General features: G+C 71.3%; 12 protein-coding genes. 3 read left to right on the top strand and 9 right to left on the bottom strand.

The annotated features are described in order from the left end of the window. Positions 1-54 precede the first annotated feature (54 nt). Together AC0699_RS31360 and AC0699_RS31355 are read left to right on the top strand one after the other, a co-directional pair. Positions 55-804 carry a GntR family transcriptional regulator gene (locus AC0699_RS31360; protein ID WP_478667202.1) on the top strand — a complete coding sequence of 250 codons (750 nt, stop codon included), beginning with the start codon at positions 55-57 and terminating at the stop codon, positions 802-804. A 211-nt stretch (positions 805-1,015) separates the two neighbouring features. After that, complete coding sequence (locus tag AC0699_RS31355) at positions 1,016-2,113, top strand: adenosine deaminase (protein ID WP_478667200.1); 1,098 nt, start codon at positions 1,016-1,018, stop codon at positions 2,111-2,113. 175 nt (positions 2,114-2,288) lie between these two features. Here AC0699_RS31355 and AC0699_RS31350 read toward each other — a convergent pair whose 3' ends face one another. From AC0699_RS31350 to AC0699_RS31310, 9 genes are all read right to left on the bottom strand, one after another. After that, positions 2,289-3,221, bottom strand: a complete 933-nt coding sequence (locus tag AC0699_RS31350; RefSeq protein WP_478667198.1) for a S66 peptidase family protein — start codon at positions 3,219-3,221, stop codon at positions 2,289-2,291. Beyond that, entirely contained in the window at positions 3,218-3,346 is a 129-nt protein-coding gene (locus AC0699_RS31345) for a hypothetical protein (protein WP_478667196.1), read from the bottom strand. The genes AC0699_RS31350 and AC0699_RS31345 overlap by 4 nt, the downstream gene beginning before the upstream one ends. Continuing rightward, positions 3,343-5,343, bottom strand: a complete 2,001-nt coding sequence (locus tag AC0699_RS31340; RefSeq protein WP_478667193.1) for a prolyl oligopeptidase family serine peptidase — start codon at positions 5,341-5,343, stop codon at positions 3,343-3,345. The genes AC0699_RS31345 and AC0699_RS31340 overlap by 4 nt, the downstream gene beginning before the upstream one ends. Positions 5,344-5,354: 11 nt before the next feature. Then, entirely contained in the window at positions 5,355-6,734 is a 1,380-nt protein-coding gene (locus tag AC0699_RS31335) for a M20/M25/M40 family metallo-hydrolase (protein ID WP_478667192.1), read from the bottom strand. Continuing rightward, positions 6,727-7,560, bottom strand: a complete 834-nt coding sequence (locus AC0699_RS31330) for a M55 family metallopeptidase (RefSeq protein WP_478667190.1) — start codon at positions 7,558-7,560, stop codon at positions 6,727-6,729. The genes AC0699_RS31335 and AC0699_RS31330 overlap by 8 nt, the downstream gene beginning before the upstream one ends. Before the next feature lie 74 nt (positions 7,561-7,634). Beyond that, entirely contained in the window at positions 7,635-8,360 is a 726-nt protein-coding gene (locus AC0699_RS31325; protein WP_478667188.1) for a class I SAM-dependent methyltransferase, read from the bottom strand. 106 nt (positions 8,361-8,466) lie between these two features. After that, on the bottom strand, positions 8,467-10,941 hold the full coding sequence (locus AC0699_RS31320; RefSeq protein ID WP_478667186.1) for an ATP-binding SpoIIE family protein phosphatase: 2,475 nt from the start codon (positions 10,939-10,941) through the stop codon (positions 8,467-8,469). A 166-nt stretch (positions 10,942-11,107) separates the two neighbouring features. Next, positions 11,108-13,537, bottom strand: a complete 2,430-nt coding sequence (locus AC0699_RS31315) for an MFS transporter (protein ID WP_478667184.1) — start codon at positions 13,535-13,537, stop codon at positions 11,108-11,110. Positions 13,538-13,776: 239 nt separating this feature from the next. Continuing rightward, positions 13,777-14,220 (bottom strand): SRPBCC family protein, encoded by a 444-nt coding sequence (locus AC0699_RS31310; protein WP_478667183.1) that lies wholly within the window; start codon positions 14,218-14,220, stop codon positions 13,777-13,779. Between the two features lie 133 nt (positions 14,221-14,353). Between AC0699_RS31310 and AC0699_RS31305 the strand changes: the two genes are divergently transcribed. Then, positions 14,354-15,433, top strand: coding sequence for an Rv2578c family radical SAM protein (locus tag AC0699_RS31305; protein WP_478667181.1), 1,080 nt, complete (start codon positions 14,354-14,356; stop codon positions 15,431-15,433). Positions 15,434-15,533: the final 100 nt, after the last annotated feature.

Genomic DNA, 15,533 nt, shown 5'->3' with positions numbered 1-15,533 from the left:
AGGCAGTCGTCAGCAGGGCAGACAGCAGCCAGACAAGTCAGCCAAGGAGGGGTCGTGGTGGTCAGCGGACAGCAGCGGAGGCCGGTGGTCGTCCTGTACGAGCGCATCGCGGACGCCATCCACGACGGCATCTACCCGCCCGGCTCCACCCTGCCGTCCGAGCCCCGGCTCGCGACCGAGCTGGGAGTCAGCCGGCCGGCCCTGCGCGAGGCACTGCTGCTCCTCCAGGAGGACGGGCTGCTGACGGTACGGCGCGGGGTCGGCAGGACCGTCAACGACCGCCCGCCGCGGCGCGGCTTCGAGTACATCCAGCCGCTGGAGGAGCAGCTCTCGGCGGGTGCGCCGCTGCGGGTACAGGCACTACTGCGGGCCGTCGAGGAGCCGACGGACTTCACCACGCAGCATCTGCTCGCGCCCGCCCGGGCGGAGCTGCGGTTCTGGGAGTCCCTGCTGTCGGGGGAGGGCGCGGCGGCCGCGCTCAGCCAGGAGTGGGCCGCGGCCGACGACGTACTGGACCGCGCGCATCCGTCGTTCGCGCAGGCGCTGCGCGAGGCCCGTGACGCCGACCGGACCTCGATGCTGGCGGTCCTGGCAGGGGCCTCTCGCGGGGTGTCGCTGACCGCGCACTCGGGGGTGACCGCGACCCTGCTCGGGCAGCGGCGCGGGGCCCAGCTGGACCGCCCGGCCGACACACCCGCGGTGCTGATCACGCAGGTCGTACGGGCCGGGGACGTGCCGATCCTGGCCGCGAAGCACATGCTGCCGACGGGGGCGCCGGCGCTGCCCGTGCTGCAGTCGAACTAGAGCCTGTCCGGTGGATCAGGCTGGATCAGCGAGCGGCGTCGCATGACGCCGCGAGCCCGGCAAGATCCACCGGACAGGCTCCGGGTGGCGCAGGCGACGGGAACTCTCCTTGAGCCCGCCGGGCGTACTCCTGGGCGAAGCCCACGTGGGCATGCCGGGGCCCCGGGTGCGTCACAGCGCCCGGCGCCGCCGTGCCGTACACTCCCGCTGCATGCACTTGTCTGACAACACCGCTGCCGCCTCGTCCGCCATCGCGGACTGGATCCGCCGGGCCCCGAAGGCCGTCCTCCACGACCACCTGGACGGCGGCCTGCGCGCCGCCACGATCATCGAGTTGGCCCGTGAGTGCGGCTACGGCGATCTGCCCACCGAGGACCCCGCGGCGCTCGCCGTCTGGTTCCGCGACGCCGCGGACTCCGGATCGCTGGAGCGCTATCTGGAGACCTTCGCCCACACCTGTGCGGTGATGCAGACCCGCGAGGCCCTCTTCCGTGTCGCCGCGGAGTGCGCCGAGGACCTGGCGGCCGACGGGGTCGTCTACGCCGAGGTGCGGTACGCCCCGGAACAGCATCTGGAGCGCGGTCTCAGCCTCGACGAGGTCGTGGACGCCGTCAACGAGGGCTTCCGCGAGGGCGAGCGCCGCACGGACGGCCGGATCACGGTCCGAGCGCTGCTCACGGGCATGCGGCACACTCGGCGCTCCCTGGAGATAGCGGAGCTGACGGTCGCCCACCGGGACCGCGGGGTCGCCGGCTTCGACATCGCGGGCGGCGAGATCGGCAACCCGCCGGCCGACCACCTCCCCGCTTTCCAGCACCTGAAGCTCCACAACTGCCACTTCACGATTCACGCGGGCGAGGCCGTCGGCGCCGAGTCCATCCATGAGGCGGTCCAGGTCTGCGGCGCCGAGCGCATCGGCCACGGCGTGCGCATCACCGACGACATCCAGGTCCACGACGACGGCACGGCGACGCTCGGCCACCTCGCCGCGTACGTCCGTGACAACCGGATCGCGCTGGAGGTCTGCCCGACCTCCAACCTCCAGACGGGCGCGGCGAAGGACTACGCGACGCACCCGATCGACCTGCTGCGCCGCCTCGGCTTCCGGATCACCCTCAACACCGACAACCGCCTGGTCTCCGGCACCACCATGAGCCACGAGTTCCAGCACATGGCGAACGCCTTCGGCTACGGCCCCGAGGTCTTCGAGAAGTTCACCGTCGCGGCCGTCGAGTCGGCGTTCCTGCCCCTCCCGGAGCGTCGCCGCATCATCGACGAGGTGATCCGTCCCGGGTACGCGGCGCTGTAGCCGAGGGACGGGGGCGGGGCCTGTCCGGTGGATCAGTCTGGATCAGCGCGCTCAGCAAGATCCACCGGACTTCAGCTCAACGAGCCACGCACCACGGGGAGCTCCAGGACACGGGTTTCCCCCGGGGCGCTGGTGACGGTCACCGGCTTGCTTCAGCCCGGCGCGGGGCGGGAGTTCAGCGCAGCGCGGGTACGTCGAGCCTGAGCACGCACGCGTCCGCGTCGAGCACCGCCGGAACACCCAGCGGCATCGTCAGCGCCGTCGCGCTGTGACCGAAGCCCAGCTCCTCGACGACGGGCACCCCGAGTCCGCCCAGCCGGTCCCGCATCAGCGCCTGGACCTCCTCGTACGGCCCGCACTCCTCCCAGGAGCCGAGCGCTATCCCGGCCACTCCGTCGAGCCGTCCGGAGCGGAGCAGCTGGGTGAGGATCCGGTCCAGCCGGTACGGCTCCTCGCCCACGTCCTCGATCAGCAGCAGTCCGCCCCGGGCCGAGGGCCGGGCATGGGGGGTGCCGAGCTCGGCGGCGAGCAGAGAGACGCAGCCGCCCAGCGTGATGCCGCTCGCGTGCCCCGGCACGAGGGTACGGGCGGTCTCCAGGCCGAGGGTCATGACCGACTCGGGCTCGAACAGGGTGGCGCGCAGCGACTCCTGAGTGCGGGCGTCCTTGACGAACGTCGCTGCCGCGGCCATCGGGCCGTGCAGGGTCGAAAGTCCGGCCCGGACGGCGAAGGCCTCGTGGAGGGCGGTCACATCGCTGTAGCCGATGAAGACCTTCGGGCCCGCCGCTCGTATCGCCTCCCAGTCGAGCAGGTCCACCATGCGCTGGGCGCCGTAGCCGCCGCGGGCGCAGATCACTGCGGAGACGGTCGGATCGCACCACGCCTCCTGCAGGTCCCGGGCACGGGCCTCGTCCTCTCCCGCGAGGTACCCGAGCCGCGGGTGCTCGTCGAGGACATGGGGCATCACGACCGGCTCCAGGCCCCAGCCGCGCAGAATGTCCAGGCCTGCTTCGAGCCGCTCGGCGGGGACGGGACCGCTGGACGCCACGACGGCGATCCTGGCGCCCGGCACGAGGCGCGCGGGCCGGGTCAGAGGCGTGAGGGTCACTTCGCGGGCTCCCAGATCACTTCTCCGGCGCTCACTTCTCCAGCGCTCACTTCTTCAGCGCTCACTTCTTCAGCGCTCACTTCTTCAGCGCTCACTTCTTCAGCGCTCACTTCTTCAGCGCTCACTTCTTCAGTTCGAGCTGGGGGATGTCGGTGCGGGTGATGCCGAAGGTCTGTGCGTACAGGGACAGTTCGGCCTCCAGGGCGCGGATCATGGTGTCCGCGCGGCGGAATCCATGGCTCTCGCCCTCGAAGGCGATGTACGCGTGCGCGATGCCGCGCCCCGCCATCCGGGCCAGGAATCGCTCGCTCTGCACCGGCGGGCAGACCGGGTCGTCCAGCCCCTGGAGCAGCAGGAACGGGGCGGAGATCCGCTCTACGTGCTCGATGGGCGATCTCTCCCGGTAACGCCCGGGGACCTCGGCGAGCGATCCGACCAGCGACTCCAGGTACTGGGACTCGAAGTCATGGGTCTCGTCCGTGGCCCAGCCCATCAGATCCAGGATCGGATAGATGATCGTGCCGCACGCATACACGTCGGTGGCGGTGAGGGAGGCCGCGGTGGTCCAGCCGCCGGCGCTGCCGCCGCGGATCGCCAGCCGCGCCGGGTCGGCCGTGCCTTCGGCGGCCAGGGCCTCGGCGACCGATGCGCAGTCCTCGACATCGACGACACCCCACTGCTCGCGCAGCCGGTTCCGGTACTCGCGGCCATAGCCGGTCGAGCCGCCGTAGTTGACCTCTGCGACGCCGATGCCACGCGAGGTGAAGTAGGCGATCTCCAGGTCCAGGACGAGCGGGGCATGGCCCGTGGGTCCGCCGTGCGCCCAGACCACATAGGGCGGCAGCTCATCGCCGGGCGCGATGCGGTCCGGGTTGTGGGGCGGATAGACATGGGCGTGGATCTCCCGGTTGTCCGGCCCGGTGAAGGTGCGGATCTGCGGCTCGGGGTAGTACGAGGGGTCCACGGGGTCGTCGTGCTTCGAGCCGATCACACGGGTCCTGCCCGTGCAGGTGTCGAGCTCCACCACTTCGTACGCGCTGCGCGGGCTCGCCGCGACGCCGAAGACGCGGCTGCCGTGCGCGGTCAGCGTCGGCGCCCACTCGGTCCAGGGGCCCGCGGCGTCCACGAGCTCCCCCGTCTCGGGGTCGAGTAGGCCGAGGGCTGTGGTTCCCTTTCCGTGAATGACCGCGACCAGCCCGTTGTCCAGCGGCTGGAACCATTTGAGGCCGATCTTCCACAGCGGCCCGCCGAACTCCTCGCCCCGCCCCTCGCAGAGTCCGGTGGCGGTCGCCCCGGCGGCGGCGAGAACATCGGGCCGGATGCGCCGCAGCTCCCACCAGTTGCCGGGGTCGGAGACGAACAGCAGCGAGCCGTCCCGGGCCCAGTCGACCTGGGCGACCGACTCGTCGGGCCCGCCGGCGACCTTCCGTACCGCGGCGAAGGGTCCGCCGTCCGTCACCTCGGCGACCATTGCCTCCGTGCCGTCCCACGGCATCCTCGGGTGGTCCCAGGCGATCCACGCGGCGTGCCGCCCGTCGGGCGAGAGCCGGGGGCCGGTGACGAAGCGGTGCCGGTCGTCGGTCAGCTCCCGGACGGCGCCGCGGTCGTCGGCCGCCGAACCGTCCAGCGGCACCGCCGCGATCACCCGCCGCAGATCGGTGGGGGCGTCCCCGGTGAACTCCTCCAGCACGCACCAGACCTCACCGCGGTCGAGGTGGATCGCCGGGTCCACCCAACGCAGCCCGCCGCCCACGGGGGACAGCGGGGTGAGCGGCCGCGGCTCGCCGCCGCCGTCCGGCTCGTACGCATACAGCCGCTGATCGGGGTGGTGGACGAAGACGACCAGCGGGCCGTCATCGGGCCGGGCGGCTCCGGCCCACGGCTGTCCGCCGTACTCGATGACTCTGCTGCGCACATTCCACGGGGCGGGCAGCACCGACTCCTCGGCTCCGCCGGCCCTCCGGCGCACCAGGGCACGGCGCCCGCCCTCGGTGGGGCGTGGCGCGGTCCACCACACCTCGTCGCCGACGGCGCCCGCGTACTCGGGACGGCCGTCGTGGGATGCGGCCAGCGCGGCGTCGATCGGCGACGGCCAGGTGCCGTAAGCCCCCGTGGGTACCATTGCCAACTCCCCTATGCGGACTTCAGATAGTGGTCGAGAACCCGGACACCGAAGTGAAGGGCCTCGACCGGCACGCGCTCGTCGACTCCGTGAAACATGGCCGCGTAGTCGAAGCCTTCGGGCAGCTTCAGCGGCGAGAAGCCGTAGCCGGTGATCCCGAGGCGGGCGAACTGCTTGGCGTCGGTGCCGCCCGACATGCAGAACGGGATGACGTGCCCGGCGGGATCGAAGCGCTCGATCGCCGCGCGCAGTTTGGCGAAGGTCGGGGAGTCGACGGGTGCCTCCAGGGCCACCTCCCGATGGTGGAACTCCCAGTCGACGTCGGGTCCGGTGAGCCGGTCCAGGGTCTCGCGGAACTCCTCCTCGCCGCCCGCCAGCATCCGCCCGTCGACATACGCGGTGGCATGCCCCGGGATCACGTTGACCTTGTAGCCGGCGTCCAGCATGGTCGGGTTGGCGCTGTTGCGCACGACCGGCTCGACCAGTGCCGCGGCCCGGCCGAGCTTCGCCATGAAGGCGTCCACGTCGAAGTCCGGGGCATCGACGTCGGCCTCGATGCCGTACAGCACGGCCAGCTCGGACAGGGCGGCCCGCACGGTGCGTGTGAGGCGGACCGGCCACTCGTGCCCGCCGATCCGGCCGATGGCCTCGGCCAGCCTGGTCACCGCATTGGACCGGTTGACCTTGGAGCCGTGCCCGGCCCTGCCGTGGGCGGTGAGCTTGAGCCAGGCGGTTCCCCGCTCTCCCGCCGCGATCGGGTACAGCGCCATTCCGGGCCCGGCGTGGAAGGTGAACGCCCCGGATTCGCTGATGCCTTCCGTGCAGCCCTCGAACAACTCCGCGTGCTGGTCGGCGAGGAAGCCCGAGCCGTCGACCGCGCTGGCTTCCTCGTCCGCCGTGTAGGCGATGACGATGTCCCTGCGGGGCCGGACGCCGGCGCGCTTCCAGGCCCGGACGACCGCGAGGATCATCGCGTCCATGTTCTTCATGTCGACGGCTCCGCGGCCCCAGACGACGCCGTCGCGGACCTCGCCGGAGAACGGGTGCACGGACCAGTCGGCGGGCTCGGCGGGGACCACGTCCAGATGGCCGTGGACGAGCAGGGCGTCGGCGGACGGGTCGGTGCCTTCGATCCTGGCCACCACATTCGTGCGGCCGGGGGTGCGCTCCAGCAGCACCGGCTCGAGGCCGGCTCCGGCGAGCCGCTCCGCCACGTACTCGGCGGCGGGCCTCTCGCGGCAGTCCCCGCCGCCGCGGTTGGTGGTGTCGATGCGGATCAGTTCGGAGGTGAAGGCCACCACCTCGTCGAGGGCGATGCTGTCGACGGTCGTGCCGGCGGGGGGCGCCGAAGGCGTGCCGGTCTGCGTTTCAGGACGAGTCACGTCAGCCATACTGCTCCTCCACCGCGGCTGAGACGATCGTCGTGACCGCCTTGAAGGTACGAATGGCCTCATACATCGTCTCGCTGGTGTAGACGGTGCGCCGCTCGCCGCTGCGGGTCGCGCCCGGTACGACGGTCGCGGCCGCGGCGAGGTGCTCCGCGTCGAACTCCAGCTCCACCGTGAACGGACCGCCCTGCACCGGCTCGTGGCGGACGGCCAGTGCCGTGGCCTCCTTGGCCGCCGCGCGGATGTCGGCGGCCGTGCGGGCCGGGGTGCGGCACACCGCCGCGTACCGTGAGACATGGTCCTTGACGGCGACCTTGCGGGCCTCCGGCGCGTACCCCAGAGCGTCCTCGCAGGTCAGATCGTCGCCGGTGACCAGGATCACCGGGACGCCGTACTCCGCGACCACGTGCGCGTTGAGCAGGCCCTCGCTCGCCCGTGTGCCGTTGAGCCAGACGCCCGTGATCGAGTTCGCCAAGTACGTGTGCGCCAGCACACCCTCGGCGCCCGCTCCTGTGTGGTAGCCGACGAAGGCGATGCCGTCCACATCGCCGTGCTGCACACCTTCGACCATGGAGAGTGATTTGTGCCGGCCTGTCAGCATCTCGACACGCTCGTCCAGCTGCTCCAGCAGCAGATTGCGCATGCTCCAGTGCGCTTCGTTGATGAGCACCTCGTCGGCACCGCCGTCGAAGAAGCCGAGCACCGCCGCATTCACATCCGAGGTGAACAGGGACCGGCACCGCTCCCACTGTGGCGTGCCCGGCAGCACGTCGGCCGGCCAGGTGACACCGGTGGCGCCTTCCATGTCGGCACTGATGAGGATCTTCATGCCTGGAACCGTACGCGTCGCCCGCCGGGCCGACCAGCCCTGTGGATAACTGTCCGGGGTTCAGACCTGTGGCGTCACCCGTTCCGGCCCACGACCAGCCAAGTCGACGGCAGTTCGATGCGCGAGCCGTCCGCCGCGTACTCGGTCGTGGCCAGCGGCAGTTCGCCGCTCGCCACCACGTCCAGGCCCGCTGCCCGGAAGTATTCCGGGACCTTTGCGTCGGCGACCGCGCCCGGCGCGATGCCGTGCCGCAGGACCGGCTGGAGCTTCGCAGGTGGGCCGGACGGGCTCTGCGCGAGGCTCATCAGGACCTGCCCGGCGGCCTCGGCCGGCTCCACGACGAAGGCCCGGCCGCCGTCCCCCACGAGAGTCGCGATGGACTCCGCCAGGGCCGCCCGGTCCTGCTGCTCGCTCTGGTGCAGCACGCCCCGCATGTAGACGTTGGTGTCGCCCAGCTCGGCGTGCAGCTGCCCCACTGCGGTCGCGTCCACCGCGTCGAACTCACGGAAGCGGACCTCACCCTGTCTGTCCTGCCGGCGGGCGTGCATGATCGCGGCCGCTGCCAGGTCCACCCCGAGCACCCATGGGAAGCGGTCCGCGAGGTACCGCGTCTGGGTTCCGTTGCCGCAGCCGAGATCTACGAGAGGCAGCCCCGGCGCCGTGAGATGCGGCTCGAAGAGAGCCAGGTGCCGGCTCGCCGTCAGCGCCGGCTCGGCGTCCCAGAACACCGCTCCCGGCTCGTCCGGAGCCTCCCGCCAGAAGCCCTCCCAGGCGTCCTTGTACCGACTCGTCACGCTCATACGCAGCTCCCCAGGACGAACGGACCGCGCGGCACCGTGACCTGACGCCGCGTCAAGATCGTTCTACCGCCGACGGGTCGGAGCGACAAGGTTCGTGCGCCATCGTTCATCTGGCGTTCGACACGCGCGCACGCCTCGCCCCGCTCGGGACCGGCAGCTCGCACCAGACCGACGTGCCGTGACCGGACCGGCTCGTCCCCCACTCGCTCGCCAGGGTGCTCACCACCCGCAGTCCGCGCCCGGACTCGTCGTCCGGGCCGGCGCTGAGCAGCGTGGGCAGGGTGTGCCCTTCGTCCGTGACCTCGCACAGCAGCGCGTCGGTGCGGACGAGCCGCAACTCGATCCGGCGGCTGTCCGTGTGCCGTACGGCGTTGGTGACCAGCTCGCTGACGAGCAGTTCCAGCGTGCCGGCCGATTCGACCAGGCCCCAGGCCGCCAGTTGTTCGCGCACCAGCCGGCGGGCCCTCGGGACCTCGCGCGGCTCGGGCGCCAGCTGCCACCGGGCGACGTCGTCGGCCGCGATGCCGTTGAGCCTCGCCATCAGGAGGGCGACATCGTCCTTGCGTCCGCCACGCGTGTTGAGCGCCCTGATGATGGTGTCGCAGGCGTCGTCCATGGAGGCCGCCGGGTGCGCCGCGGACTCGCAGAGTGTCGTCAGACCGACGCCGATGTCTTCGCCGCGTACCTCGACCAGCCCGTCCGTGCACATGACGAGCCGGTCACCGGGCTGGACGGGTACGCGCACGGTCTCGAAGGGGACTCCGCCGACGCCGATCGGCGCCCCGGTGGGCAGACCGAGCAGCTCGCTGCGGCCGTCCGCCGCACGGACGAGGACGGGCGGGACATGACCCGCGTTGGCCAGCAGCAGCTCGCCGGCGATCGGGTCGTACACGGCGTAGAGACAGGTCGCGAGGTAGTGCTCGCCGAGCCGCTGGGCCAGATCGTCGAGGTTGCGCAGGAGCTGCCCCGGTGGCAGGTCGAGGGCGGCCATCGTCTGGACGGCCGTACGCAACTGGCCCATCATGGCCGCCGAGTTGAGGCCGTGGCCCATCACATCGCCGACGACCAGTGCGGTGCGCGAGCCGGGCAGTTTGATGGCGTCGAACCAGTCTCCGCCGACCCGTCCGAGCAGGGTGCCAGGAAGGTAGCGGGTCGCCGTGTCGCAGCCCGCCATACGGGGCGTGACCTGCGGCAGCATCGAATCCTGAAGGGTCTCGGCGACGGTCTCCTGGTACGTGTACATACGTGCGTTGTCGAGAACGAGACCCGCGCGGGCGGCGAGCTCGGCGCCGGTCACCCGGTCCATGTCGTCGAACATGGCGCGTGCCGGGTGGCGCAGCAGGATCATGAAGCCCAGCACCACGTTGCGCGCCTTGAGCGGCACCACCAGCATCGACCGGCCGCTGATCAGCGGCCGGATGTCGCGCTTTTCGAACTGGGAGGCGATGGCGGTGCCCAGCTCCTCGCTGATCCTCGGTACCAGTACCGGCTCGCCGGTGGTCATGCACTGGAAGAAGGGGGTGTGCACGGGAAACGGCATGGATTCGCCGACGGGCACGACATCGTCCCAGCGTCCCGGGGCGTCGACATGCTCTACGGCGACCCGGTGCCACATGGTCGTGGCGTCCGGCGGGCCGTCCGGGAAGCCCTCGCCCGCGATGACCTGCTCGCGCAGATACGTACCCGCCACATCGGTGAACCGCGGCACCACGGCCGCGCTGACCTCGTGGATCGTCCGGGCGAGATCGAGCGAGGAACCGATGCGGCCGCTCACCTCGTTGAGGAATTCGAGCCGCTCCCGCACCGCGGCGTACTCGAGGTCGAGCTCCTGATCCGCCTCGTCCGGGTGGCGTCCCGCGGCCACCGCCTCCTGGGCGACGCGCAGCCGCTCCCGGCGCTTCTCGCGCCTCGGCACTCCCCAGTCGGGGGTGACCGGCACCCGGTCGTGGTGGCTGAACTCGATGACGGGATAGCCCAGTTCCAGCACCTGCGCGACGATGCGGGTGGATTCCTGGACGCTCATGCTCGGCAGGATCTCCGGGAGCCGCCGGGCCAGTTCGTCGAAGCCGGGGAACTCGGTGTGCAGCGCGAAGCCCGGAGCGATCCGCTCCACGCTCTCCTCGGCTCCCGGCGTGTCCTCGCCGGGGTCGAACTGCGCGGCGTCGGCGGCGAGGACGAGCAGCCTTTCCGGCCCGGGGCCGACGAGCGGATACGACCACCACAGGACGTCCACCCGGTCCTTCCGCGCCGTCGCCTCCGCCACGCCGCCACTGGTGAGCCGGGCCCGGCCCGCCGCGGGGTAGGACGTCTGCCCGTTCAACGAGGCGTCGAGGCCCGGTCCGAGACCGCCGTAGCTGTCCTCCGACTCGTACGAGCCTTCTTCGGTCAGCGCCCCGGTGACCGGCATCAACTCGACGGCGGGCTGGCCGAGGGCGGCCTCCTTCGCGTGGCCGAACAGCCGCCGGGCACCGGTCGACCAGTGCGACACGAGACCGTCGCCGTCCACGACGACCACGGCGAGCGGAATCCGCCCGGCTGCTGCGTACTGCCGTGGCAGCATCGGCGGAACACCACTGTCCATCGGTGGGAGGCTCCTTCCCCGGGCGCGGGATCTGCGGCGGTCACTCCACTCAAGGCTCTGCTTACTCCACGGTAGGCCCATGCGACCGCCGTGCGCCGGGCATCGGCCGAATCGGTCGTGCGCCCGCGCGCGGAATCGCGGAACGCATGACTCCGCCGGCAGGAAGTCAGGAACCCTGGTCCTCGTGCCCCAGTTGGAGATCGCGCTCCGTGCGTCCGCCGCCGGCGACCTGCAGCACTGTTGCCACCGGCGGATAGCCCGCCGCGATCACGGTGTACTCGCCGGACGACAGATCGACGAAGCGGAAGGTTCCGTCGGGGCCCGTGGTGAGGGTGTCGACGACATTGCCCGCCGCGTCGAGCAGCGTCACCCGCGCGTCCTCGACGGGCCGTCCGCCGCCGGCGCGCACGGTGCCGCGCAGGACCGCGCCGCCCGCGAGTTCGATGTCCTGCCGGGTCTCGCGGGACGACTGGACGCTCACGGGGAGGGCGGCGGGACGGAACGCGGGAGCGCTCGCCGCGAGGGTGTACTCCCCCGCCACCAGCTCCGCGATCACATAGCCGCCCTCGCGTCCGCTGCGGGTGGTGGCGACGACCTCGCCGCGTACGTCGGTCAGCGTCACCGCGGCGTCGCGCACCGGGCTGCCGTCGGCGGTGACGACGCTCCCGGCGAGCCGTCCCGCGCCGCCGAGGACGACGTCGAGTTCCACCGGCCGTTCGCCCACGGTGACGGACACGGCCTGCGGCTGGTGCCCGCCGGCCGCCGCGATCAGGACGTACGAGCCCGGGCCGGGCACGCTCAGCGCGTAGCGCCCCTCCTCCCCGCTGGCGCCGCGCCCGATCTGCTGCCCGCGTCCATCGATGAGGGTGAGCGCGGCACGCGGGACGGTGGTGCCGTCGTGGTGCTGGACGGAGCCGCAGACGGGTACGCCCACGAGGTACGGCGATGCGGGCGCGGGGGACGGTGGCGCGGTGCGTGCGTGCGGTACGGAGGTGGGCTCGGCGGAGGCGGGGGCGTAGTGGGACACCAGCGGTTTCTCCTTGAGGAAGAAGGCGAGGAAGAGGCCGAGGACGAGTACCGGCACGAGGTAGAGGAAGATCCGCGGCATCGCGTCCGCGTACGCCTGGATGTAGCCGTCGCGCAGGGCGGGCGGCATGGCGTGGACGAGCTGCGGAGTGATGGACTCCGGGGCGGGCAGTCCGGCGCCGGCCGGGAGCCGGCCGGCGAGGGAGTCGGTGAGCCGGTCGGCGAAGAGGGTGCCGAAGACGGCCGCGCCGACGCTGCCGCCGATCTGCCGGAAGTAGTTGTTGGCGCTGGTGGCGGTGCCGAGATCGGCGGGCGGCACCGCGTTCTGCACGGCCAGGATGAGGACAGGCATCACCAGACCGATGCCGACGCCGAGGATCGCCTGCCAGACGGAGTACTGGAGCCGGGTGGTGTCGGCCTCCAGCCTGGACAGCAGCCACATCCCGACGGCCGAGACGGCACTGCCCAGCACCGGGTAGACCTTGTAGCTGCCGGTGCGGCTGATGAGCTGTCCGGACACGACCGAGGCGACGACGATGCCGCCCATCATGGGGAGCATCAGCAGCCCCGACTCGGTGGCGCTGGCGCCGTCGACCATCTGCAGGAAGGTGGGCAGATAGCTGGCGGCGCCGAAGAGGGCGACACCCACGACGGCCCCGACCAGGCTGGTGATGGTGACGGCCGAGTCGCGGAACAGCCTCAGGGGGATGACCGGTTCGGGTGCGTAGTGCTCGACGACCAGGAACAGCAGGGCGGTTCCGGCTGCCCCGGCGGCGAGTCCGAGGATGACCCGTGAGTCCCACGCGTACTCCGTGCCTCCCCAACTGGTCAGCAGTACCAGGCAGGTGGAGGCGGCCGCGAGGAAGAGTGCGCCGAGGACGTCGAAGCGCGCCCGCGCCGCCGGCTTCGGCAGTTTGAGGACGACGGTGACGACGGCGAGCGTGACGAGGCCGAACGGCACATTGAAGTAGAAGCACCAGCGCCAGGACACATGGTCGGTGAAGAACCCGCCGAGCAGCGGACCCGCGACCGAGGCGAGACCGAAGGCGGCGCCGATCAGCCCCATGAAACGCCCGCGCTCCCGGGCCGGGACGATGTCGGCGATGATCGCCTGTACGCCGATCATGAGGCCGCCCGCACCGATGCCCTGGATGGCGCGGAAGGCGATGAGCTGGTCCATGGTGCGCGACCAGCCGGCGAGGGCGGAGCCGATGACGAAGACGACGATCGCGAACTGGAAGATGCCCTTGCGGCCGTAGAGATCGCCGAGCTTTCCGTAGACGGGCAGGCCGATGGTGGCGGTGAGGAGATAGGCGGTGATCGCCCAGGGCATCCGGTCCAGGCCCTGGAGTTCGCCGACGATCTTCGGCAGGGCGGTGGCCACGATCATCTGCTCGAGCGCGGCCAGCAGCAGCGCGAGCATCAGGCCGAAGAAGACGAGGCGTACGCGACGGGGGCTCAGGCCCGTTGCCACGTCGGAGGATCCTGCGGTCGGCGGCTCGGGGGCCCGGCGGTCTTCGGCCGTCTCCCCGGCGGCCTGCTCGTCCTTCACCAGCGTGATCCCGCCCACGTACTGCTCCCCTCGTCGCGGCTGCGCGGCGCCATTCTTCGCATTACGCGCCAAGACGGAGCAAGCGGGACGTTACTGGGGAGCGGGGGCGCGGACGGTGTGCCGAACGGGCCGCCGGGGCCGCTCCGGGCGCTCATCAGGAGCTTTCCCGCGGCTTCCGGCGCGCCGGGCGCGCGGCGGAGCCGCGGAGAAAACCACTCGAAACGGTGACCTTTACAGCGAGCCGCGAAAGGGCGGGACTACTTCTCGACCTCGGCGACCAGCTTGGCGAGGAGCTCGTCGTAGATCCGCGCGAGACCCTTGGGGGCGAAGGTCCGCTCGAAGAAGCCGCCGATGCCGCCGGCACCGTTCCAGACGGTGGTGACGACGACCTTGGAGCGGCCCTCGCCCGCCGGCGTGACCGTCCAGGTGGTGACCATGGAGGAGTTGCGGTCCTTCTCGACGAGCTGCCCGTCGGTCGGCTCGGTCACCTCCAGCAGGCAGTCGCGGACGCGCTTGCTGGTGGCCTGGAGCTTCCAGTGGACGAGGGTGCCCTCGCCGTCACCGCCCTCGCGCACCTGGTACTCACTGAAGTGCCCGGGCAGGAGCTTCGCGCGGGTGTCCTTGTAGTCGGCCAGCGTGTCGAACACGGTCTCCGCGTCCGCCGCGATGATCCGCTCCGTCGTGGCCTCGACCTGCGCCATGCCTCATCCTCCAGCATTCGGTTCTTGGGATGGACCAGCCAACCACTACACGCACGGCCGCCCAAAATCGGGGTTGCGACGATCAAGGGAACACATGTTCTATTCTGTGGTCAGCGCTACCGAGGAGGCGCCCATGCGCTGGGACAATCTCGCCGAGAACACCCGGAACACCCTCAGTACTCCGCACGCCACGGACCCCGAGAGCCCCGCCGGGGCCGGGGACATCGCGCTCTTCGGCACCGACGCGGTGACCACACGCACCTTCGACACCCCGGAGTTCCGCGGGATCACCTTCCACGAGGTCCGTGCCCGCTCGATACTCAACCAGGTCCCCGGCGCCTCACGGATGCCGTTCGAGTGGACGGTCAATCCGTACCGCGGCTGCACCCACGCATGCGTGTACTGCTTCGCCCGCAAGACCCACAGTTATCTGGACCTCGACACGGGCCTCGGCTTCGACAGCCAGATCGTCGTCAAGATCAACGCGCCCGAGCTGCTCCGCCGCCAGCTGGCCTCCCGCCGCTGGCAGGGCGCACACATCGCGATGGGCACCAATGTCGACTGCTACCAGCGGGCGGAGGGGCGCTACCGGCTGATGCCGGGGATCATCGGCGCCCTCCGCGACTACGCGAACCCCTTCTCGATCCTCACCAAGGGCACGCTGATCCTGCGGGACCTGGACCTGCTGCGACAGGCCGCCGCGGTCACCGAGGTCGGGATCTCCGTCTCCGTCGGCTTCACGGACCGCGAGCTCTGGCGCACGGTCGAGCCGGGCACCCCCTCGCCGGAGCGCCGCCTCGACGTCGTACGGACCCTCACCGACCACGGCATCGGCTGCGGGGTCCTGATGGCCCCCGTGATCCCGTTCCTCGGCGACCACCCGGATCAGCTGCGCGCGACGGTACGGGCGATCGCCGCGGCCGGGGCGACGTCCGTGACCCCGCTCGTCCTCCATCTGCGGCCGGGGGCGCGCGAATGGTTCATGACGTGGCTCGGGCGGGAGCATCCGCATCTGGTGCGCCGCTACGAGCGGCTCTACGCGGAGGGGGCCTACGCGCCCAAGTGGTACCAGCGGCGGATCACCCGTCACGTCCATGAGCTCGCCTCGGAGTTCGGCATCGGACCTGCCCAGCGGGGCACACCGCGCCGGATTCCGGTGACCGCCGAGCCCGCTCTCGCCGAACCCGCCGCCACTCAGCTCACCCTCCTCTGAAGCCTGTTCACGGGCCCTCCACCTCACCAAACGGGTCACTTCCCGTACGAACATGACCTTCCGGGCGGATATCGGGGAACGCTGCCGCCGGGGCTCTGCC

The organism is Streptomyces sp. NPDC043870 (assembly GCF_056435785.1).
Note: the sequence above shows the minus strand (reverse complement) of the source record. Positions and strands in the feature narration are given on the sequence as shown.

Excerpts from the sequence above, each read along its gene's own strand:
- AC0699_RS31335 (WP_478667192.1), bottom strand. The coding sequence starts at position 6,734 with ATGGCTGACGTGACTCGTCCTGAAACGCAGACCGGCACGCCTTCGGCG.
- AC0699_RS31355 (WP_478667200.1), top strand. The coding sequence starts at position 1,016 with ATGCACTTGTCTGACAACACCGCTGCCGCCTCGTCCGCCATCGCGGAC.
- AC0699_RS31305 (WP_478667181.1), top strand. The coding sequence starts at position 14,354 with ATGCGCTGGGACAATCTCGCCGAGAACACCCGGAACACCCTCAGTACT.
- AC0699_RS31320 (WP_478667186.1), bottom strand. The coding sequence starts at position 10,941 with ATGGACAGTGGTGTTCCGCCGATGCTGCCACGGCAGTACGCAGCAGCC.
- AC0699_RS31325 (WP_478667188.1), bottom strand. The coding sequence starts at position 8,360 with ATGAGCGTGACGAGTCGGTACAAGGACGCCTGGGAGGGCTTCTGGCGG.
- AC0699_RS31340 (WP_478667193.1), bottom strand. The coding sequence starts at position 5,343 with ATGGTACCCACGGGGGCTTACGGCACCTGGCCGTCGCCGATCGACGCC.
- AC0699_RS31310 (WP_478667183.1), bottom strand. The coding sequence starts at position 14,220 with ATGGCGCAGGTCGAGGCCACGACGGAGCGGATCATCGCGGCGGACGCG.
- AC0699_RS31330 (WP_478667190.1), bottom strand. The coding sequence starts at position 7,560 with ATGAAGATCCTCATCAGTGCCGACATGGAAGGCGCCACCGGTGTCACC.